The sequence below is a fragment of the Klebsiella sp. K47 genome (assembly GCF_051858335.1).
Lineage (GTDB): Bacteria > Pseudomonadota > Gammaproteobacteria > Enterobacterales > Enterobacteriaceae > Klebsiella > Klebsiella pneumoniae.
In genome coordinates, this window is record NZ_JBPYUI010000049.1 from 1 (window position 1) to 18828 (window position 18828).

Sequence of the window (18828 nt, forward strand, 5' to 3'; positions counted from 1 at the left end):
GTCACTTCAGTAAACTGACGCCTGTCTCTGCTGCGGGTGACAATAGCGTCACTCATCGTGACAAGCGTGTCTTTATCCAGTTTCCCGGCTTCGTGCTCTGCCTGCACATCTTCGGCACTGGTATAATAGCGCTGGACGCCTGCCACTTTTCTGTCAGACAGACTTCCCTGTTGTTGATAAGCAGCATAAGGCGCCAGATTCATATACAGAGTGAAAAATGTCAGTCCGCTCTCTTCCATATCACCCGGCTGGATATAATGTTTCACCAGCACAAAGGAAGTGGAAAGGAACAGTTTTTCACCGCACCATTCAATCGCAGCACTCTCATAGTCCTTACTGACGCGCCAGGCCACTATCTCACCATCCGCCATACAACGAATAAATTGTTCCCCTTTATAGAGCTCACGACAATATTCATTCTCAGCTTCGCTGTCAGTACTCAGGGCGCACCAGGGAATAGTGGCATCAGTAATATGGATACCGCCATGCCACATTCCCTGACTTCCCACCAGATACAGTCCTGAGCTTTCCCCTCCGAGCGTCGATAACAACTCTTCCGCAGAGGAAAAGGCATGACCATTTTTGTTTGACGGTACGGGATAACTGATTTTGGGTAGCTTTGCTGTCATAAATAACTTTCCATATTATTCACTCGTCCATTTGGCGGAATTTTTTGTTATGACCTTCACGTCCGTCGTTTTAAAGTCCGGTGTCTCCAGTGGCAGACTGCTGCCACTTCCTGGCACCAGATAGCTCGCTACCTTCATCACCATCATTCCCTCAGTACCATGCTCAATCCCGTTTTTACTCAGCTTCAGATACGATCCGCCGCCATTCAGCGTCAGTGTCTCCGGCGTGCTGATGGTAATCCCATCCTCGCAGCTGGTTATCGTCACCTGCTGCTTTGCCAGAAGCGCCATCGTGTTGTGCTGCGCCTGAATATCAATATCCCCCTGATTGGCGACCAGCTTCGCCCCGTCTTCATGCACAAACATACCCAGGGCTTTTTCTACCGTTACAGACAGATTCTTCATCGCACCGATATCAAGATGCTGACCGGCATTGATCATGGTGTTGCGGGTACTGCTGAGCTGAAGGTGTTCGCCTGAGGTCAGTGCCACCCCCTGCGGCGCACTCCCCAGCAGGACCGCAGACTGGAGGTCTTTGATTTTGTCGGTCACAAAATTTATCTGGGTATTGATGTCGCAGATCAGGGCTCCGGCGGCTTCGGCGGCGCTGTTCAGGGCCTGCATCTGGCTGTTCGCCTGGTTAATCTGATTAATGGCAGGGGCCATTTCAAGCACAGGCCCCTGCGCTTTTGCCTGTTCATCCGCCGTCAGGTAGAGGCCTTTGGCTGCGCGGACCGCGCCAAACTCATCCGTTCGCAGCTCAAAACCAGCGCCGCGCTGCTCACGCTGTGCGTTAACCAGATGGCCCATATTGAGCTGGCTTTTGCCGTATTCGGTGGCGAGCTTGATATGCTCTTCCTGGCGCTTATCCTCCATCCGCAGCTTATTGTTCGCCGGTGTGCGCCACACGTTCCGCGTATGATTGTCGCTGGTAACATGGTCCGGATGCTCTGAATCATGCAGGGCATAAGCGATGTAGGGACGATCCGGGTCTCCACTGTCAAATACGACGGCCACTTCCGTTCCGTCGAGAAGCGGCGAGTGGAAGCCGTATGTATCACCGGCATACGGTTTCGCCAGCCGCAGCCACAGATACGCATAGCCCTGTTCGGTACTGTCGCGGTCAAAGTCCAGTTTCACACGATAGCGGCCTTCCTGGTCGAGCCAGGCACAGGTGTCGCCTTTCTGCGTGCTTTCCACCCGGGCAGGCAGCGAGCCGGATATCACCGGGCGACTGAGCAGCGCCGGACGGTAACAGACGGTTTCGCTGTAGGGGATCCCCTCAAATGTCAGCGTAAAGCTACTTTTGCGTGAACCGCTGGTGCGTACCGTGGTGATGACGATACCTTCCTTAACGACATCGGGTAACGAGCCGTCCGTTTCCAGAACCTGGCCCGGCGCCAGATGAGGGCTGGAGGAATGCCCGGTGACATGATATTGCGTGTTCAGAATGCGCTCGTGACGCAGACGGGCGAAATACGTCCCGGACTCTGTACTTTCCGTATCACCCGCTGTCAGGAAAGGCTCCGCGTAGTGGTAAATTTCACCGGCGGTGATCCCTTCCTGACTGCTGATACTTTCCGTGCTGTCCTGCGGCGTCAGCGCTTCCCGGTAGTTGTAGTCCCGGGTGGCCACCCTTCCGCTCACCACGTTATATGCCGTCTGAATATCCCAGATACTCTCCTGTCCGCTGTCACTCATCCCGGCCTGGTTGCGCAGTGGCAGCGTGACGCCAAATTCATACTGCTGCTGGCTGTCCTGAAAAATCACCACGTCCTGTTCAAGTCGGCTGTCCATTTCATAGCGCCAGTAAATACCCACCTCCGCCAGCAGGCGCTGGATAAACTCAAGGTCAGTCTCCCGCCACTGGGTGATGAGCTCCCGGGACGGATATTCGCGGGAAAGCCGGAACTCGAAATCAGGCCCTTCCAGACCGTGTTTACGCAGTACCTTTTCCACAACTTCAGTGACTGACTGATTGAGATAGATTTCGTTCCCTTTCGTATACTCCAGAAGGGCGATGCGGGGAACGATCGTCATAGCATAACGGGTATCGTCATTTGACATGGATATCCGTTCAAACGATGCCACTACGCCATAGACGGTACGCACCGGAACAGCCGGCGCCCCGTTAAATATCGGTGTCTGGAACGTAAATGACGCAGGTTTTAACAGCACCGCTTCACTGGCAATATCCGGCGTAGAGGAGGTCACGGCGATATCAAATCGCCAGGGCTGACTGAGGGACTCCACAGAACGGAAGTTCAGCACATCAAGAAATTCTGTACAGCCATGAACGTCTATCCGGTAGCGTGACTGCCCCGGCGGTTGCTTTACCAAACTGGTTGCATCGTTTATCAGCCTGTTCCTCATCGCTTCACTCCATCTTTTCTGGCGTTAAAATTCATCATTACGTCCTCCATTCGTTACCCTTCGCCACCCCACCCACTGGCCGCGCTATCGCACCCGCCTGCTTTCGCGAACGCTACCGCCCGTCGCTGTCTCCCTACAGGAACCCAAAGCGCACTGGGTAAGGCAGAACGGTGATCTTTTATTTAACGCCCGGAATAGCAGTCGCTCAGCAATACATGCACAAGAAAATCCCGTTCGTATCCGCGTACTGCCGGAGTATATTCAGTTTGAATTCAGCGGAATCTCGGTTCAGATCGGGAGTGACTGCGTAATGCTGAAAAAGACGATAAACAGAATAAAACAAATAAACTGATAATATTTTGTCATGCGAGAGAAGGAAGCTGTCTGGACGCAGGGCAGAAGCGGTGGCTTCGCAACAACAATATTCCATACTGAAAACTATTCCCTGGTGTAAAAAAGCGAGCGCGCGGTACAACAGGGAGGAAACCATGCCACAGTAAAATAAAGAAAGTCCAGCCCCGACCGGGCCAGACTAACTTTTTAAGATTAACGCCCGAATTACATTGAGAATTTACATATAAATGACCTGAGCTATTGATCATCTAATAATATAGCGGACGGATCGCACACATCCAGAATAAGCTGCGAAAACGCACCATGAAATACATTGCTGTCCTGATTTATATCAGTAAATCCCCCCGACCGTTATATCGTATAACAGCTCATATTATCCAGGCGATCCTGACAGAGATAATATACCCCGACCATAAAGCGCAGCGGCAGCTTGCGCACCCACCGTCTGACAGACAAGTCCCGCATATTGCCTTCAGACAAGGCGATGACTGGCCTGCGCCATCGCCAGGGCGTCTTCCCCTGCCGGCAGCCGCGAAGGGGCATCAGGATCGTGCACCATTCGCCAGACGGCCTGAGCGACATCGGTCGCCTGCGTCACGCTGGCGTTATCCTGCATGCTGTCGAAGATCTGCTGGCCGAGCGCCGCATAGCTCTCCGGGAGCTGTCCCATCGTCCGGCGGGCGTTTTCCCCGAACCGGGTCTGCGGGGCGCGTCCCGGGAGGATCAGCCCGAAGCGAATATTAAAAGCAAGGAGCTCCAGCGCCAGCGACTCCATGAAGGCATTCACCGCCGCCTTACTCGCGGTGTAGACAGCCAGCAGGGGCATCGGTTGCAGGGTGACCGCCGAGGTAATATTAACGATGGTCCCGCTTCGGCGCGCTCTGAACCGGGGGATCACCGCCTGGGTCATGGCAATCGTTCCCAGGGTATTGGTGGCAAACAGGTTGGCTATCGCCTCGCGCGGGGCGCCCTCCAGGGCATTAAGCATCCCCACCCCGGCGTTGTTAACCAGCACATCAATCTCTCCGACTTCGGCAATGGCCTCTGCGATACTCTGCGCCGAAGTGACGTCAAGACGTACCAGCCGCAGGCGGTCGCTGGCGGGTAACAAACCTTCCTGCGGAGCGCGCATCGTGGCAATAACCTTCCAGCCTTGTTCGAGAAAATAACGCGCCGTCTCCAGGCCAAAACCCGATGAACAGCCGGTGATCATTATCGTTTGCATATCTCTGTCTCCGAATGGCTTCTTCCTTTTCATCATAGACAGGCCGTGCCGGACGATATAGGGTCAATAATCCATCATTCTTTAGCAGGAGTCCGGAAATGAGCGATCCGCTGGCGGAGGTCATCGCGATGTTAAATCTCAGAGCGGTGCTGACCAAAACCATCGAGGGGGCGGGAGACTGGCGAGTCCGGCGCTCGGATCAGGGGTTGTCATTTTATGGCGTCGTGCTGGAAGGCGGCTGTCGGCTGGAAATTGACCAGCATGAGCCGCAGATCCTGCGCGCCGGGGATTTTATTCTGATCCCGGCGGCGTACCGCTTCTCGCTAACCAGCCTGACCCCGCCTCCTTCACCGGCGCTGGAAACCATCCCGGTGCAACTGGCGGAGGGACACTTTCGGCTGGGCGTCCTCGACAAGCCTGCGCAGATGCAGGCGCTGATTGGCCACTGCGCTTCCGGTTCAACGAACGCCAGCCTGCTGGCCTCGCTATTGCCAGCCTTTGTGGTGATCCGCAATCAACCGCGGCTGGCCACCTTTGTCGGGCTGCTGAAAGAGGAAGCGCAGGCGGATCGCGCGGGCAAATCTTTCGTTCTGGCGCGGATGGTTGAGCTGCTTTTTATCGAGGCCATCCGTTCCTCCGGCACGCTCGCGACCCCCGGTCTGATGCGCGGGCTGAGCGACCCGCGGGTCGCCCAGGCAATCCGTCTGCTGCATCAGGCCCCCGCCAGACGCTGGACGGTCAACGCCCTGGCCGCCGACTGCGCGCTGTCTCGCTCGACGTTATTTGAACGCTTTACCGACCTGACCGGGATGACCCCGATGGGCTATCTGTTAGGCTGGCGAATGACCCTGGCCATGCAGTGGCTGAGCGAGACGGGCATCAGCATTGCGGATATCGCCGAGCGCATCGGCTATGGCTCGGCCAGCGCGTTCAGCGTAGCTTTTACCCGTTATACCGGGATATCGCCGGGCATATATGCCCGCCAGCGGGCGGCGCTAAATGTCTCCCGGCCAGCTCTGACTTAACCTGCCGCAATCTCCGTCTGCAGCCAGCGCTCAAACATCTGCAGCGCTGGCTCCCCCTCCCCGCCGCCGGGTTTGATCAAGCAGAAGCGCTTAGCCAGCGTCGGGGAGCCCGGCCACGGGGCAACCAGCGTTCCGGCGCTCAGCTCGCTTTCCACATACATCTTCGGCACCAGGGCCACACCCTGCTGGCTAAGTACCGCGGCGATCGCCATCTCATGCAGATCGTAGCGCGGCCCCTGGGCGGGGTTATCCAGCGCCAGACCGCACTCGCGGGCATAGTGCAGCCAGGCGTCCGGGTTTTGCCGCCGGTGAATGCGCGTTAGCCGGTTAAGCAGCCCCGGAAGATCGTCATCCGTCAGCAGCGCAGCATGGCAGACCGGCAGCAAATACTCCGCAAATAAAAACGTCACCTCCATTCCGGTCCACGCCGGGTGTTCAAAATGGATGGCGGCATCAAATCCGCTTCCCGGCAGAATGAAGGGATCGCTGCGGGCGGCGATATTGACCACGATATGCGGATGCTGCGCCGCAAAGCGCCCGAGCCGGGGAATTAACCAGCGGCTGGCGAAGGTGGGGAGCACGGCGATCTCCAGGCTGCGGCCATCGACGGGCATCCCGCTGACGTCATGGGTGTCCCGTTCCAGACGAGCGAGGATCTCGCGGACCTGACGAGCATAGCGGGCGCCTGCCGGATTGAGCCGCACCCGGCTCCCCGTCCTGTCGAAGAGTTTACTGTCGAGGAGCGCTTCCAGACGGGCAATCTGCCGGCTGATGGCCCCTTCCGTTAACGCGAGCTCCGCCGCCGCGCGGGCAAAGTTGCCGTGACGAGCCGCGGCCTCAAAAGCCAGTAGCGCAGCGCTGCTGGGGATTTTACGACGCATAGCCAATGCTCCTTGTGCAGGCTCACCGAAAGTCAGTGACAGAATATCACTAATCCTTGAATTAACATCGTTTTTCAGCGCCATTTTTAGCCGATAGGATGATGAAAACTCACTAAAGCGCCTTGTGCGCCACATCATCTGTTCATCGAGGTCACTATGCTCTATGTCGTCGAATGCGCCTACACCGATCCCCAAAGCGAAGCGGCGTGGAATACCTTTTACAATCAGGAAAAACTACCGGCGCTGGTCTCTGTGCCCGGTTTCTACGCCTCCCAGCGCTTCCGCGCTCTTAGCGAGGGCTGCCCCTGCTACCTGGCGCTGCACGATATCCACGATGCTACCGTCATCGACAGCGATGCCTACCGCCGCAACGGCGGCGGCCATTTTGCCCGCTGGCAATCGGCGATCGCCGACTGGCATCGCCATCTCTATCTAACGAATAATACGCTGCGGGAGGTTGCCCCGGATGAAGTGCTGCTGCTGGGCGATACTGCGGAGGACTTGCCCGTCGCTGCGCCGATACTCCTGCAGCCAGGCGGCCTGGCGACCGAACAAAGCCGGTATGCCGCCATCGTCTCACGAGACAACCTGCATCACCTGGCCACGACTGCCGCCGTCTTTATCTATCAGCCCATCACCGCCCGGTTACGCAACCCGGCGCAGCGCGCGTGAGGTCGCCATGTCACCTGCTCCCTTTTATACGTTGACCGCTGGCGACCTGACGGTGACTGCCGTGAGTGATGGTCTGATGTCAGCGCCGCTGTCCTTACTCTCGGGTATCTCACGGGAGGAGGCAGAACATCTGCAGCGGCATTCAGGATTAGCCTCACCAGAGACCATTGCGATTGGCGCCTATCTGATCCGCGGTCGCGGGAATACGGTGCTGGTGGATACCGGCACCGGCGGAGCCAATGGCGTTGGCGGCGAACTTATCGCCAATCTGGCGCGGCTCGGCGTTGGTCCCGAGGAGATCGACGCCATCCTTCTCACCCACGCCCATCCGGACCATATCGGCGGCCTGCTGTCCGCCGCTGGTACGCCAGCGTATCCCAACGCCACGGTGTTCCTGCCTACGCGGGAAAGCGCTTACTGGCTGGCAACATCCACGTTCGACAACGCCAGCGATCGCGGCCGGCGCAACGTGCTGCTTGTTCGCCGTGTACTGGCGAACTGCGCGGCGCATATCAGCGGGGTTGATGATGAGGAGGTGATCGCCGGGATCCGCCCGTGCCCTCTGCCCGGCCATACGCCCGGGCATACCGGGTATCGTCTCGAAGCGGGCGATACCTCGCTGCTGATCTGGGGGGATATCGTCCATTTCCCGTCCATTCAGTCTGCGCGGCCAGAAGCCTCGGTCGCCTTCGACGTCGATCCTGAACAGGCCCGGCGTACCAGGGAGATCCTGCTGCACCAGGCCGCCAGCGAACGGTGGTTGATTGCCGGTATGCATCTTGGCCTGCCGGGATTCGCCAGAGTGGAGAACACCGCCTCAGGCTATTGTCTGCGCTCGGTGTGATCGTTGAGCAGAACAATGACCACAGTAAAACCCGGGTCGCGGCATGAGCACGACCGGGGCGTTTTGTCCGGGAAAGTGGACGAGCCGTTAACCGCGGCTCTTCCAGCCTTTTTTACTTTTGCAGCTGGCTTTGGTGGCGACCCACGGGTGACGTAGCTGAGTCAACTGAAGATCCTGGGAGGCCGGGCTGGCCGACCAGCGTTTGTTGCACAGAGGCTTACGAGTTGCAATGACCATAAAAACGCTCCTAAAAAAAAATGAACCATTCCCTGGGTAGTTCCACAAGTTCAGAATTAGCGTATCACCGCGTAACGGAAGTTATTTCAATCTTTGTTTTAGAATGTAAATGGTCATCGCCCTCTGAAATAGCTTAAATTGATCCAAATCAATTTAAGTGCATTTATTTTTCGATGCCACCTATATTTTCAAGCGCTTACCTTCGCCAGTCGCCTGATTAAGACTTTTCCTATACCGCATAATACAACAGAATCAAGCGATATTATCAGATTTTTATTCTAGTTATGTATGGCTGTGTGGTTATTTGTTTTGATTATTCTAACTGATAAAATTCACTTGGTCAGTCAGCAGCGGGCAGGTACTCTGCACCGGCAAGAAGAGGATTTGTCAGGGAGTGGTGGATGACTAAAGGCTATAAACTACTTGGCTATAAGTTAGCGGATAATATTTTCTACTGCCTGCATCATCGGGAAATTATCACGCTGCGCGGGACACGGACGCAAGTCCAGCTACGCAGCACCATGGCCTGTTTACTGGAGTACCTGCTGGCGCACGGCAGAGAACGTCTGGTCAGCGATGAAGAGTTAATGATTAACGTTTGGGAAAAAAATAATCTCCGCCCTTCCGCGCAGCGCCTATGGCAGGTTATTCAGAGCTTAAAGTCTCGCTTACACCAGGCTGGCGTGGAGAGCGCGTTAATCATCCGCGTTAAGTGCGCGGGGTATTATATTAATAACGTTTACGTAGCCGAAATTTATTCATACAAACCGCCGGGGATGATGAATTATATAAACACTTCGCCTGCTGATATGAATAAGCTTCTGGTACGCAGCTAATCCCCTCCCCGCGCCGTTTACATCGCCAGCAACAGGGTTTATTCGTTGAATATTTTAATTCACAGCAATAATATTTATTTTAATATCGGTATCGCCCAGTGTTTTCGGGATATTCAGAAAACAGCGCCCGAATTAAAGGTTATTCACTCCCTGCCCCTCAGCCATCTTCCAGAACTGTCCGGGCTGGATGTGATTATTTTGTCACTGGAAAACTATCATGATTACCTGGCTGCCGCTGAAATCGCTCAGCACTTTCAGGGCCTGGTCATTGGCTTTACGTCAGCCGGCAACGTAAGGCGCGGACGCGCCTTTTTCGCGGATACCCTACTGTGGGTCAGCCAGCGCGAAGCGGTACGTGAAGTGAGCCGCCTTCTGCGCTGCCTGGCCGAGCGCCGCTGGCCACTCGTGCCGCGTCACCAACGTCAGAGCGTTTCTTTCCGTCAACGAGCCCCGCTCAACCGCCTGGAGATGCGGATGATTGATGCCACCATGAAGGGTCAGTCGGTTCATCAAATGGCCGCTACGCTGGGGATTAATCGCAAGCGGGTCTATAACGGCCTGGAAAGGATTAAAGTGAATTTCCGCCTGGTCAGTCATAGCCATTTTCATCATTTCATGACCGACAGGCTCTCTTTTAGTCGCCTGTCTGCCGACCTCCGATGCCTGACCACAGCAGCTAATGCAACCCTGCCGCCGCGCGCAGCCTCGCGGCTGGCGGAAAATCATTCATATTATTTGAAAGAGTTTCGCAAATTGTTTTGATTTTAGGCTCCAGCAATCAAGCGTATTCTTTATCACATCAGGGCAACAGGCCCTTTATCAGACACCAAATTAAGGAATACGACCATGAAATTCATCAAAACTTTCGTTGCTGTTGCTGCGCTATCTCTGTTCTCTGCTGCCAGCTTTGCTCAGAGCGTCAGCGCCACTGCCTCCACGCTGGACCGCGCGGAAGCTAAAATTGCCGCCCAGGCCGCAGAACAGGGTGCATCCTATAAAATTACCAGCGCCCAGTTTAACAACCGTGTTCATATGACGGCTGAACTGAGCAAATAAACCCTTGCCCCTAAACGTTTCCTAAAGCGCCGCCTGGACGGCGCTTTAGTTTTTCCCCCTTCCTGACCTTTCCCGGCAGGTCCATGCGGCATTCGCCGGATCCCGGACAATACTGACTCTCAGCACAAAAAGAGCCTGATAGCAATAAATACCCGATTGGCTGGATTATCTGCGGCTTGTCGGCGTAAAGCGGAGAGGTCTGTCGCCGCGAATCAGTCGGAGGCCTTCCGCTGTCTGCAAAGCGGCGCCCATTTTGGCAAAATTTGCGTGGCGTGGTGAGGGTTTGCAGGGCCTCCGTGCCCTGGAAAGACTTTATTCGAAAAAGACGTCCGGATTTTCCGACAGCGAAACAAAGGATTTCGTGTTTTTATCCAGCGCCTGAATATCGCCGGTTTCGATGTCGTAGAACCAGCCATGCAGGCGCAGGGTATGGTCGCGCAGACCAACCGCCACCGAAGGATGGGTCTTGATGTTATTCAGTTGGGCGATGACGTTTTCCTGCACCATGCCATTGACCTTATCGGTTTCGCTAGCCCAGGTTTTCTTTTCCACCACCGCTTTCGCGGCATCGGCATAGCGTAGCCAGTGAGACACCGCCGGCATCGGCTCAAGGCACTGACAGGTGGCGATCGCTTTCATCGCGCCGCAGTTGGAATGGCCGCAGATCACGATATCCGTCACGCCCAGCGCAACCACTGCATATTCGATGGTCGCGGAAACGCCGCCCGGCTCCGGCCCGAAAGACGGCACGATATTCCCGGCATTACGAATGACAAAGAGCTGTCCCGGCTCCTGCTGGGTAACCAGTTCCGGCACCAGACGGCTGTCAGAACAGGAGATGAAAAGCGCTTTGGGATTCTGGCTGGAGGCCAGGCTGCGGAAGAGTTCTTTACGCTGGGGGAAGATCTCTTTCTGGAAGTTGAGGAAGCCCTCAATGATATGTTGCATAGCAGTGTCTCTTCTCTGTAGTTATTACGGTATGACAAAGATCACAGTTATTCAGTTTACCATCGATGACAAGAATGGGAATCGTTATTCAAACAGTTGCGCAGAAAACGCGCGCCGCCAACGCCTGCTTCTCCCCGTCTAATACACACCTTTTTGACGTGCTTTCCTGAACCAGTTTGCTACTCTGTCTGCTCCAACCGTCCACACGTTACCGACCGCCTGCCTGCGGCGGACATAACAGGAGTCGCTATGTTCCTATCCAGCCTGATGGCCATTGCCGCGGTGCTGATCATGGGCGTGATCAGTCCCGGCCCAAGCTTTATTTTTGTCGCGCGCAATGCCGTCGCTCGCTCGCGTCTGCACGGTATGGTGACCGCCCTCGGTACTGGCGCCGGTGCGGCCATTTTCTCCATTATGGCGATGCTGGGCCTGCAGAAGGTGCTCACCGCGGTGCCGGAGCTGTTTATTGGTTTGAAGGTGGCGGGCGGGCTCTATCTGCTGTGGCTGGGCTATAAAATTTTTCGCGGGTCGGCGCAGCCGATGGACTTTTCCGCCAGCGGGATGGCCGGCAACCGCTCTTTGCTGAAGACCTTCCGCGACGGGCTGTATACTCAGCTCAGCAATCCCAAAACTGCGCTGGTGTTCGCCTCAATTTTTACCGCCCTGCTGCCGGCGCAGATCCCCACCGCCTTCTATTACATCGTGCCGCTGATGAGCTTTCTGATCGACGTCAGCTGGTATTCGCTGGTGGCGCTGGTGCTGTCTGCTGACCGCCCGCGGCGCGTCTACCTGCGGCTGAAGCGGCGGATCGACATCGCCACCGCGACGGTGCTGGGGGCGCTGGGCCTGCGGCTTATCGCCACCTCCCTCACCCGCTAGCGGGTTACACGGTATAGATGCGAATATCGTGCTGCTGAAAGGCAACGCGATATTCGCGACTGATATTCTCTTCCACCACCAGCACATCGATATCGCTGCTGGCGGCCACCACAAACCGCGCTGCGGCCGGAATTTTATCCGAAGTCAGACCAACAATAATTTCGCTGCACTGTTTAATGACCGCTTTCTTGAACTCGCAGTCGGCATAGTCAAAGCCGGTCAGGCCCGACTCTGGCGCCATCGCGCAGCCGCCGATAAACCCCTGGTCGAATAACATGCCCTGCACCTGAGCCACCGCCGCGGCGCCGACGCAACCGCCGCTCGCGCGCTGTACCTGGCCGCCAAGCATCACCACGTCATACAGCGGTTTTTTCACCAGTACCGCGGCGATCTCCGGCGAGTTCGTTACCACCGTCAGCGCCAGCTCGGTGGGCAGCGCCTCGGCCATCGCCAGATTGGTGGTCCCGGTATCAATGAAAATAGTGCCGCCGGGCTTCACCAGCCGGGCACACTGTTGCGCGATCCTGAGCTTTATCGCGCGGTTTTTATCTTTCCGCTCACTGTAATCCCCCGCTTCCGGCAGACTCAGCACCGCCCCGCCATACACCTTTTTACAGAATCCCTCGCGGCTGAGCTCATGCAGATCGCGGCGGATGGTATGCTCCGACACCTGAAGACGCGCCGCCAGCTCCGCGCACACCACTCTGCCGTTTTCCTGCAGGATCTGGCAAATCAGCGCTTGTCGCTGTTGAGGGAAAGCAGCATAATCGAGCATAACACAATCCTTAAATGATCAAAACCGAGCAGTAGCAAGCATGATCGTCTGCCCTGCTCTGGTTGTCAACGTTCCTGCCCGGAGGTTTACCATGAAAATTGCCCATTTCGCCCTGTGGACCCAACAGCTCGACGTCCAGGCCCGCTTCTGGGTGGACTTCTTTGCCGCCAGCATCAATGAAAAATACCTTAGCCAGACCAACCCCGGCTTTGCCTCCTATTTTGTTACTATCGACGACGAGGTGGTGATAGAGTTGATGAGCAAGCCTGGCCTGCAGCAGGCCAGCGCGGATAATAACCATACCGGCTGGGCGCATCTGGCCCTCTCGGTGGGCGGGGCGGAACAGGTCGATGCCATCGCCCAACGCGCCGGGGCCGCCGGAATACTGATTTCGCCGCCGCGCACCACCGGCGACGGCTATTATGAGGCGGTGATCGCCGATCCCGATGGCAACCTGATCGAAATCGTCGCATAGTCAGCAGAACGCCAGTATTCAGGAGGCAGCCATGGCACATTACCGGATTATCGACACCGCATCCTGGCCCCGCCGGGACCATTTCACTTTTTACCGCCAATTCGCCAACCCCAGCTTTAATCTCTGCGTGCCGATAGCGGCGCAGCGCCTGTACGAATGTGCGAAGGACCGTCGGGTCTCGTTTTTTCAGCTCGCGCTCTATGCCCTGCTGCGCGCGGCCAACGGGGTACCGCAGCTACGCCAGCGAGTGCGGAACGATGAGGTGATTGAATATGACAGTCTGGCAGTAATGACGCCGGTGATGACCGTCGGAGAGGGATTCCGTCAGGTGTGGTGCGACAATGCTCCCGAGTTCACCGCCTTCAGCGCCGCGGCCACGCCGAAGATTGTCGCGGCAAGAGAGACATCCCCGGCGCCGCTCATCGTCGATGGCGAGCATTTTATCTGCGCCAGCTGTCTGCCATGGCTCCACTTCACCTCGATGACCCATGCGGAATATGCCGTCGGCGCGGCGGTCCCCGCGCTCACCTGGGGAAAATTGCAGAATGGCGTTATCCCGGTGGCCGGGCGGTTTAACCATGCCTTCGTCGATGGTCTCCACGCCAGCCGCTTTTATGCCCTTGTCGAAGAGGGATTTAATGACCCCGAGCGGCTCTGGTTGCCGCTAACCGAAACCGCACCCTCCCTGCTTCCCCCAGCGGCGAAGGAGCGTTAACATCTGCCCGGAACTGACCGCCAGGGAGCCTTACTCCCTACACGGTGGTCGGTACGGGGCCACTATCATCGTTCCCTTTCAGCCGGCGAATACCGCGCAGGTGTGACGCCTGTTCAGAACCTCGCGATTGAAAAGCTGGGTCACAGACAGCATGCTGACCAACCATCATCAGACAGCGGAAACCACTGCTTCATAGCCATAAAATGGGATTATATTGCCGATCCTTTGCTAAGGATAATTAGTTATAAATCATAGCGTTTCAGTGTTAGACAGGGCGAAGTGCGCCTCTTATCTTTCGTCATGAATTGTAAATAACCACGCAATCATTTGATGAGGTAGCACTTTTGTCCAGATTACAACAAGGATTAAAAACCAGACAAACCCGCTTCGCCCTGGCGCTAAAAGTGGCCCTGCTCGGCGGCGTGGTAGCATTTTCTTCTATTGCCCATGCGGAAGTGATCCTGAAAGAAGGCATCACCCCGGCCAGCGACGCCAGCCAGATCCCGGCCAGCGCCAAACTGCGCACAGACACGGTGGTGGCCGGGATCTCCGAGCCGCAGGGGATCTTTAACCCCTACTTTTTCGTCAACGGCTGGGATGAGAACGTGACTAACGTCATTTTTTCACGCCTGATCGACTGGGACAGCCAGGGCAAGCTGGTCCCGGGACTGGCGGAGAGCTGGACGGTCAGCCCGGATAACAAAGTCTATACCATCAAATTGCGCCCTGGTCTCACCTTTAGCGACGGCTCACCGCTGACGGCGGAAGATGTCGCCTTTACCCTGACGGTCCTGCTCGACCCCAGCTATGATGGCGATACCGACATCACCCTGGCCAATATCGCCGGCGGGGCGGACTACAAAGCCGGCAAGGCTGACAGCGTCAGCGGCCTGAAGGTCATCGACCCGCTCACCCTGCAGGTGACCACCACGCAGCCAGGCGCCACCACGCTGGCCAAAATTGGCGGGCCTGTACTGTCGAAAGCCTGGTACGGCAAAGGGTATCAGCGGGGGAATCTCGACTATCTGCGCTCACTGCACGGCAAGCCGCTGGGCAACGGCCCTTACGTGTACGACAAATATATTCCCGGTCAGGAAATACGCTTCCATGCCAATAGCCATTTTTACCGTGGGACGCCGCCAACGCCGCGCTTTATCTATCGCGTGACCAATCCGTCCACCAACTTCCAGCTGTTCCAGACCGGGGAGACCGACTACGACGCCTTTACCTCGCGCCCCGACGATATTGAGCAACTGAAGATGCTCGGCTTCGCCAATATTAATCTTTACGGCTCCAGCGACTACAGCCAGGTGGAATTCAACGTGCATCGCCCGGCGCTACAGGATAAGCGGGTGCGCCAGGCGCTGATTTACGGCCTGGATAGGCAGAAGCTGATCGACGTGGTCTATCAGGGATACGGCAAAGTCGCCATCGAACCGATCGCGCCGATCTCCTGGGCCTTTAACGCTGAAGGCGTCGACCCTTACCCTTACGATCCGGCCCAGGCCAAAAAGCTGCTGGATGAGGCCGGCTGGAAACCAGGAGCCGACGGTATCCGCGCCAAAGACGGCCAGCGCCTGGAGCTGACCCTGCTGGTGAGCAAGAAGGTGCTCAACGATGCGCTGATCCCCATCGCCAAGGAGAACTGGCGGCAGATTGGCGTGCTGCTGAAGCCGCAGGTGGTGGATTTCAACGCCCTGATGGCGCAGCGCAAAGCCGGAAATTACGATTTGGCCTCGTTCAGCACCAGCACCCTCAACGACCCGCACGACGGGGTATGGGATTTCTACAGCAGCGAAGCTAAAGAGTCCGGCTACCATAACGCGGAAGTCGATAAGCTGATTAACGCCGGCAACGCGGTGCTCGACATCGAACAGCGCAAGCCGATCTACCACCAGCTGTATAAAGTGCTGGCCGACGATCCGCCGGTGATCCTGCTCGGCTATCGCGAGATCCTTTCCGCCAGCAGCGCCCGCGTCAGCGGCTTTAAGCCGGATATCTACAACGGCCTGACCGGCAGCCTGCCGGATGTAAAAATCGTCAAATAAATCCCTGGCCGCCGGGTTAACCGGCGGCTGATGTGAGACCGTCATGAGAAATTTCATCCTGAGGCGCCTGCTGCAAACGCTGCCGATGCTGCTGCTGGCCTCCTTCATTATTTTTTTGCTGTTTGCCAAAACCCCCGGCGACTTTATCGATGGCAATATCACCCTGACCGCTGCCCGCGCCGCGGAGCTGAAGGCGATCTACGGCCTCGACCAGCCGCTATTGACCCGCTACCTCCACTGGCTGGGACAGTTGCTGCGCGGTGATTTAGGCTTTTCGCTGCAGTATCAGATCCCGGTCAGCCAGTTGCTCAACCAGTACATCTGGAACTCTTTTCTGCTGGCCAGCGTCGCGCTGGTCTTTTACTGGGGCATCGGCCTGGCGGTGGGCGTGGTTTCTGCCCTGCGCCCTGGCTCCTGGTTTGATCATCTGGTGAGCGTCGCGGTGTTTGCCGCCATGTCGTTCCCCACCTTTTTCCTCTGCCTGCTGCTGATTAAATGGTTCGCCGTCGATCTCCACTGGCTGCCGGTAGGCGGGATGACCAATACCGGCAGCGACGAGAGCGGCTGGCAGTATGTGCTGCAGGTGGCTGCCCATCTGGCGCTGCCGGTGCTGGCGCTGGTGATGCTGCAGGCGGGCAGCCTGACGCGCTATGTGCGCGCCAGTATGCTCGACGTGGTGAAAATGGATTTTATCCGTACCGCCCGCGCCAAGGGGTTGCAGGAGCGCACGGTGATCCTCAAACATGCCCTGCGCAACGCCCTGCTGCCGATTATCACCCTGCTGGGCTTCGAGCTGCCGGGGCTGTTCTCCGGGGCGATCATTACCGAAAAGGTATTCAACTGGCCGGGGGCGGGCCACATTCATATCGACTCGCTGGCCGCCCGCGACTATCCGGTACTGATGGGGTTTACCCTGTTTCTGGCGGTGCTGACGATCGTCGGGAATCTGCTCGCCGACGTGCTGTACGCCTGGGCCGATCCGCGTATTCGGGTGAGGTCATGATGATCCTGTCTTACTTAGCTTCCCGTCGCCGCCAGCGGCAGGCGGCTATCCCGGCGCTGGCGCACATTACCCCCTCTCCCTGGCGCCAGGGGTGGCGACAGCTGCGCCGTAACCGGCTGGCCATGTTCTGCCTGCTCCTGCTGGCGGTGATGGCGGTGTGGTGCGTGCTGGGGCCCGTCTGGTCGCCGTGGAGTGATGATGCCACCGACGCCCTGAGCATCAACCAGCCGCCCGGGGCGGAACACTGGCTGGGGACCGATTTCCTCGGTCGCGATGTCTACACCCGCCTGCTGCTGGCCGGGCGCATCTCGCTGGTTATCGGCCTGCTGACCATGGTGATGTCGGTGTGCCTCGGCTACCTGCTCGGCGCCCTCTCGGGTTACGTCGGCGGGTTAACCGACAAACTGATCATGCGCGTGGCCGACCTGGTGATGACTATCCCTGGGTTACCGCTATTGATCGTCGCCGGGGCGATGCTTTCTGAGCTCGATTTTTCGCCGGACTCGCGCATTTATATGGTGGTGGTGATGCTCAGCCTGCTGGAGTGGCCCCGACTGGCGCGGCTGGTGCGCGGGCAATGTCTCTCCCTGCGCGAACGCGATTTTATGCTGGCCACCCAGGTGCTGGGCCTGTCGGCGCGTCGCCGGCTGTTTGGCCACCTACTGCCGAATACCATTCCGATTCTGGTGGTGATGGCGACCATGGCCGTCGCCAACGCCATTCTCAGTGAATCCGCGCTGAGCTATCTCGGCCTCGGCGTGGTGCCGCCGACGCCGTCGTGGGGCAATATGATGGATGCCGCTAACAGCCTGATCGATTTCCAGCGCCGCCCCTGGCTGTGGATGCCGCCGGGCATCGCCATCTTTATCACCGTGATCGCCATCAACGTGCTGGGCGATGGCCTGCGCGACGCCATGGATCCCAATATGAAACCGAGGCTGAAATGACCACGCCGTTAGTCTCCTTTAATCATCTCTCCGTCTCTTTCGCCGGCGAACGCTCTCGCGTGCGCGCGGTGCAGGAGGTCTCTTTCACCATTCAGGCCGGGCAAACCGTTGGCGTGGTGGGTGAATCCGGCTGCGGCAAAAGCGTCACCGCCATGGCGCTGATGGGCCTCCTGCCGCCGCAGACGGCGCGCATCGACGGCGGCGAGATCCGCTTCGCGGACCGCGATCTGCTGCGGCTGAAAGCCAGACAGATGGCCGATCTGCGCGGTCACCAGCTGGCAATGATTTTTCAGGAACCGATGTCGGCCCTCAACCCGGTGTTGACCATCGGGGAGCAGCTGTGCGAACCGCCGATCCGCCACCTCGGCGCCACGCCGAAAGCCGCCTGGCATCAGGCCATCCAGCTGTTAAGCGAGGTCGGCCTGGCGCGCGGGGACAGCCTGATGACCCGCTATCCTCACCAGCTTTCCGGCGGCATGCTGCAGCGTGTGATGATCGCCATGGCGCTGAGCTGTCGGCCCAAACTCCTGATCGCCGACGAACCCACCACCGCGCTCGACGTGACCGTGCAGGCGCAGATCCTACGCCTGCTGCGGGATCGGGCCCGGGCCAGCCAGATGGCGATGATGCTGATGACCCACGACCTGGGGGTGATCGCGCAGATGGCCGAGCAGGTGGTGGTGATGTATGCCGGACGAATTGTGGAACAAGGCGCCACCGCGGAAGTGCTACGGCATCCTCAGCATCCCTACACGCGGGGGCTGATCGCCTCCCGACCGGTGCCCGGTGAGCGGCGTCGGCGGCTGTACTCAATTCCCGGCCAGGTGCCGGATCTGGCCGCCCTGCCGGCGGGCTGCGCCTTTGCCGGGCGCGGCGAGCGGTTGACGTCGCGCTGCCGGGAGGCGA

Annotated in this window: 19 protein-coding genes and 1 pseudogene; 13 read left to right on the plus strand and 7 right to left on the minus strand. The window is 57.7% G+C overall.

Annotated features, from left to right (window positions below; translation table 11 throughout):
• From RRF55_RS26415 to RRF55_RS26425, 3 genes and pseudogenes are all read right to left on the minus strand, one after another.
• Positions 1-629 (minus strand): annotated as a pseudogene (locus RRF55_RS26415) (hypothetical protein); the annotation flags it as partial.
• A gap of 15 nt (positions 630-644) precedes the next feature.
• Entirely contained in the window at positions 645-3002 is a 2358-nt protein-coding gene (locus RRF55_RS26420) for a type VI secretion system Vgr family protein (RefSeq protein WP_431538881.1), read from the minus strand.
• An 826-nt stretch (positions 3003-3828) separates the two neighbouring features.
• Positions 3829-4581, minus strand: coding sequence for an SDR family oxidoreductase (locus RRF55_RS26425; RefSeq protein WP_048331902.1), 753 nt, complete (start codon positions 4579-4581; stop codon positions 3829-3831).
• Positions 4582-4679: 98 nt separating this feature from the next.
• Between RRF55_RS26425 and RRF55_RS26430 the strand changes: the two genes are divergently transcribed.
• Entirely contained in the window at positions 4680-5606 is a 927-nt protein-coding gene (locus RRF55_RS26430) for an AraC family transcriptional regulator (protein ID WP_130974807.1), read from the plus strand.
• Here the strand turns inward: RRF55_RS26430 and RRF55_RS26435 are convergent.
• The gene (locus tag RRF55_RS26435) at positions 5603-6487 is read right to left on the minus strand and encodes a LysR substrate-binding domain-containing protein (protein ID WP_002907799.1); all 885 of its coding nucleotides are present in this window, start codon (positions 6485-6487) and stop codon (positions 5603-5605) included. The genes RRF55_RS26430 and RRF55_RS26435 overlap by 4 nt on opposite strands.
• A 156-nt stretch (positions 6488-6643) precedes the next feature.
• Here RRF55_RS26435 and RRF55_RS26440 point away from each other — a divergent pair, with 156 nt between their 5' ends.
• Both RRF55_RS26440 and RRF55_RS26445 read left to right on the plus strand, forming a co-directional pair.
• Positions 6644-7159, plus strand: a complete 516-nt coding sequence (locus RRF55_RS26440) for a DUF4286 family protein (protein WP_032415066.1) — start codon at positions 6644-6646, stop codon at positions 7157-7159.
• 7 nt (positions 7160-7166) lie between these two features.
• On the plus strand, positions 7167-8003 hold the full coding sequence (locus tag RRF55_RS26445) for an MBL fold metallo-hydrolase (protein WP_029884586.1): 837 nt from the start codon (positions 7167-7169) through the stop codon (positions 8001-8003).
• A gap of 87 nt (positions 8004-8090) precedes the next feature.
• Here the strand turns inward: RRF55_RS26445 and RRF55_RS26450 are convergent, their stop codons facing one another.
• A complete protein-coding gene (locus RRF55_RS26450; protein WP_002907802.1) occupies positions 8091-8240 on the minus strand; it encodes a hypothetical protein in 150 nt (49 codons plus the stop codon).
• Between the two features lie 401 nt (positions 8241-8641).
• Between RRF55_RS26450 and RRF55_RS26455 the strand changes: the two genes are divergently transcribed.
• The 3 genes from RRF55_RS26455 (at position 8642) to RRF55_RS26465 (ending at position 10132) form a co-directional block, all read left to right on the plus strand.
• Complete coding sequence (locus RRF55_RS26455; protein ID WP_004143863.1) at positions 8642-9076, plus strand: winged helix-turn-helix domain-containing protein; 435 nt, start codon at positions 8642-8644, stop codon at positions 9074-9076.
• Positions 9077-9121: 45 nt separating this feature from the next.
• Entirely contained in the window at positions 9122-9838 is a 717-nt protein-coding gene (locus RRF55_RS26460; RefSeq protein ID WP_019705748.1) for a hypothetical protein, read from the plus strand.
• Positions 9839-9922: 84 nt separating this feature from the next.
• Positions 9923-10132, plus strand: coding sequence for a YdgH/BhsA/McbA-like domain containing protein (locus RRF55_RS26465; protein ID WP_002907807.1), 210 nt, complete (start codon positions 9923-9925; stop codon positions 10130-10132).
• Positions 10133-10444: 312 nt separating this feature from the next.
• On the opposite strand, the gene RRF55_RS26470 is transcribed toward RRF55_RS26465, so the two are convergent.
• Positions 10445-11080, minus strand: a complete 636-nt coding sequence (locus RRF55_RS26470; protein WP_002907811.1) for a carbonic anhydrase — start codon at positions 11078-11080, stop codon at positions 10445-10447.
• Between the two features lie 249 nt (positions 11081-11329).
• Here RRF55_RS26470 and RRF55_RS26475 point away from each other — a divergent pair, with 249 nt between their 5' ends.
• Positions 11330-11959, plus strand: a complete 630-nt coding sequence (locus RRF55_RS26475; protein ID WP_002907812.1) for a LysE family translocator — start codon at positions 11330-11332, stop codon at positions 11957-11959.
• 4 nt (positions 11960-11963) lie between these two features.
• On the opposite strand, the gene RRF55_RS26480 is transcribed toward RRF55_RS26475, so the two are convergent.
• On the minus strand, positions 11964-12734 hold the full coding sequence (locus tag RRF55_RS26480; RefSeq protein WP_004184291.1) for a DeoR/GlpR family DNA-binding transcription regulator: 771 nt from the start codon (positions 12732-12734) through the stop codon (positions 11964-11966).
• A gap of 91 nt (positions 12735-12825) precedes the next feature.
• Between RRF55_RS26480 and RRF55_RS26485 the strand changes: the two genes are divergently transcribed.
• The 6 genes from RRF55_RS26485 to RRF55_RS26510 form a co-directional block, all read left to right on the plus strand.
• Complete coding sequence (locus RRF55_RS26485; RefSeq protein WP_023278937.1) at positions 12826-13209, plus strand: VOC family protein; 384 nt, start codon at positions 12826-12828, stop codon at positions 13207-13209.
• Positions 13210-13240: 31 nt separating this feature from the next.
• Positions 13241-13924, plus strand: coding sequence for a CatA-like O-acetyltransferase, family 1 (locus tag RRF55_RS26490; RefSeq protein WP_004175829.1), 684 nt, complete (start codon positions 13241-13243; stop codon positions 13922-13924).
• A gap of 344 nt (positions 13925-14268) precedes the next feature.
• Positions 14269-15972 (plus strand): ABC transporter substrate-binding protein, encoded by a 1704-nt coding sequence (locus RRF55_RS26495; protein WP_064153674.1) that lies wholly within the window; start codon positions 14269-14271, stop codon positions 15970-15972.
• A gap of 43 nt (positions 15973-16015) precedes the next feature.
• Positions 16016-16975 carry an ABC transporter permease gene (locus RRF55_RS26500; RefSeq protein ID WP_004175825.1) on the plus strand — a complete coding sequence of 320 codons (960 nt, stop codon included), beginning with the start codon at positions 16016-16018 and terminating at the stop codon, positions 16973-16975.
• Positions 16972-17922 (plus strand): oligopeptide ABC transporter permease, encoded by a 951-nt coding sequence (gene opp4C, locus RRF55_RS26505; protein ID WP_016197619.1) that lies wholly within the window; start codon positions 16972-16974, stop codon positions 17920-17922. Before RRF55_RS26500 ends, opp4C begins: the two co-directional genes overlap by 4 nt.
• A partial coding sequence (locus RRF55_RS26510) for an ABC transporter ATP-binding protein (protein ID WP_439419185.1) occupies positions 17919-18828 on the plus strand: 910 nt, incomplete at its 3' end. The genes opp4C and RRF55_RS26510, both read left to right, overlap by 4 nt.

Coding starts and splice junctions, on each gene's coding strand:
- opp4C (WP_016197619.1), top strand. CDS start 16,972: ATGATGATCCTGTCTTACTTAGCTTCCCGTCGCCGCCAGCGGCAGGCG.
- RRF55_RS26500 (WP_004175825.1), top strand. CDS start 16,016: ATGAGAAATTTCATCCTGAGGCGCCTGCTGCAAACGCTGCCGATGCTG.
- RRF55_RS26435 (WP_002907799.1), bottom strand. CDS start 6,487: ATGCGTCGTAAAATCCCCAGCAGCGCTGCGCTACTGGCTTTTGAGGCC.
- RRF55_RS26430 (WP_130974807.1), top strand. CDS start 4,680: ATGAGCGATCCGCTGGCGGAGGTCATCGCGATGTTAAATCTCAGAGCG.
- RRF55_RS26475 (WP_002907812.1), top strand. CDS start 11,330: ATGTTCCTATCCAGCCTGATGGCCATTGCCGCGGTGCTGATCATGGGC.
- RRF55_RS26480 (WP_004184291.1), bottom strand. CDS start 12,734: ATGCTCGATTATGCTGCTTTCCCTCAACAGCGACAAGCGCTGATTTGC.
- RRF55_RS26445 (WP_029884586.1), top strand. CDS start 7,167: ATGTCACCTGCTCCCTTTTATACGTTGACCGCTGGCGACCTGACGGTG.
- RRF55_RS26490 (WP_004175829.1), top strand. CDS start 13,241: ATGGCACATTACCGGATTATCGACACCGCATCCTGGCCCCGCCGGGAC.
- RRF55_RS26470 (WP_002907811.1), bottom strand. CDS start 11,080: ATGCAACATATCATTGAGGGCTTCCTCAACTTCCAGAAAGAGATCTTC.
- RRF55_RS26440 (WP_032415066.1), top strand. CDS start 6,644: ATGCTCTATGTCGTCGAATGCGCCTACACCGATCCCCAAAGCGAAGCG.
- RRF55_RS26425 (WP_048331902.1), bottom strand. CDS start 4,581: ATGCAAACGATAATGATCACCGGCTGTTCATCGGGTTTTGGCCTGGAG.
- RRF55_RS26455 (WP_004143863.1), top strand. CDS start 8,642: ATGACTAAAGGCTATAAACTACTTGGCTATAAGTTAGCGGATAATATT.
- RRF55_RS26420 (WP_431538881.1), bottom strand. CDS start 3,002: ATGAGGAACAGGCTGATAAACGATGCAACCAGTTTGGTAAAGCAACCG.
- RRF55_RS26450 (WP_002907802.1), bottom strand. CDS start 8,240: ATGGTCATTGCAACTCGTAAGCCTCTGTGCAACAAACGCTGGTCGGCC.
- RRF55_RS26465 (WP_002907807.1), top strand. CDS start 9,923: ATGAAATTCATCAAAACTTTCGTTGCTGTTGCTGCGCTATCTCTGTTC.
- RRF55_RS26485 (WP_023278937.1), top strand. CDS start 12,826: ATGAAAATTGCCCATTTCGCCCTGTGGACCCAACAGCTCGACGTCCAG.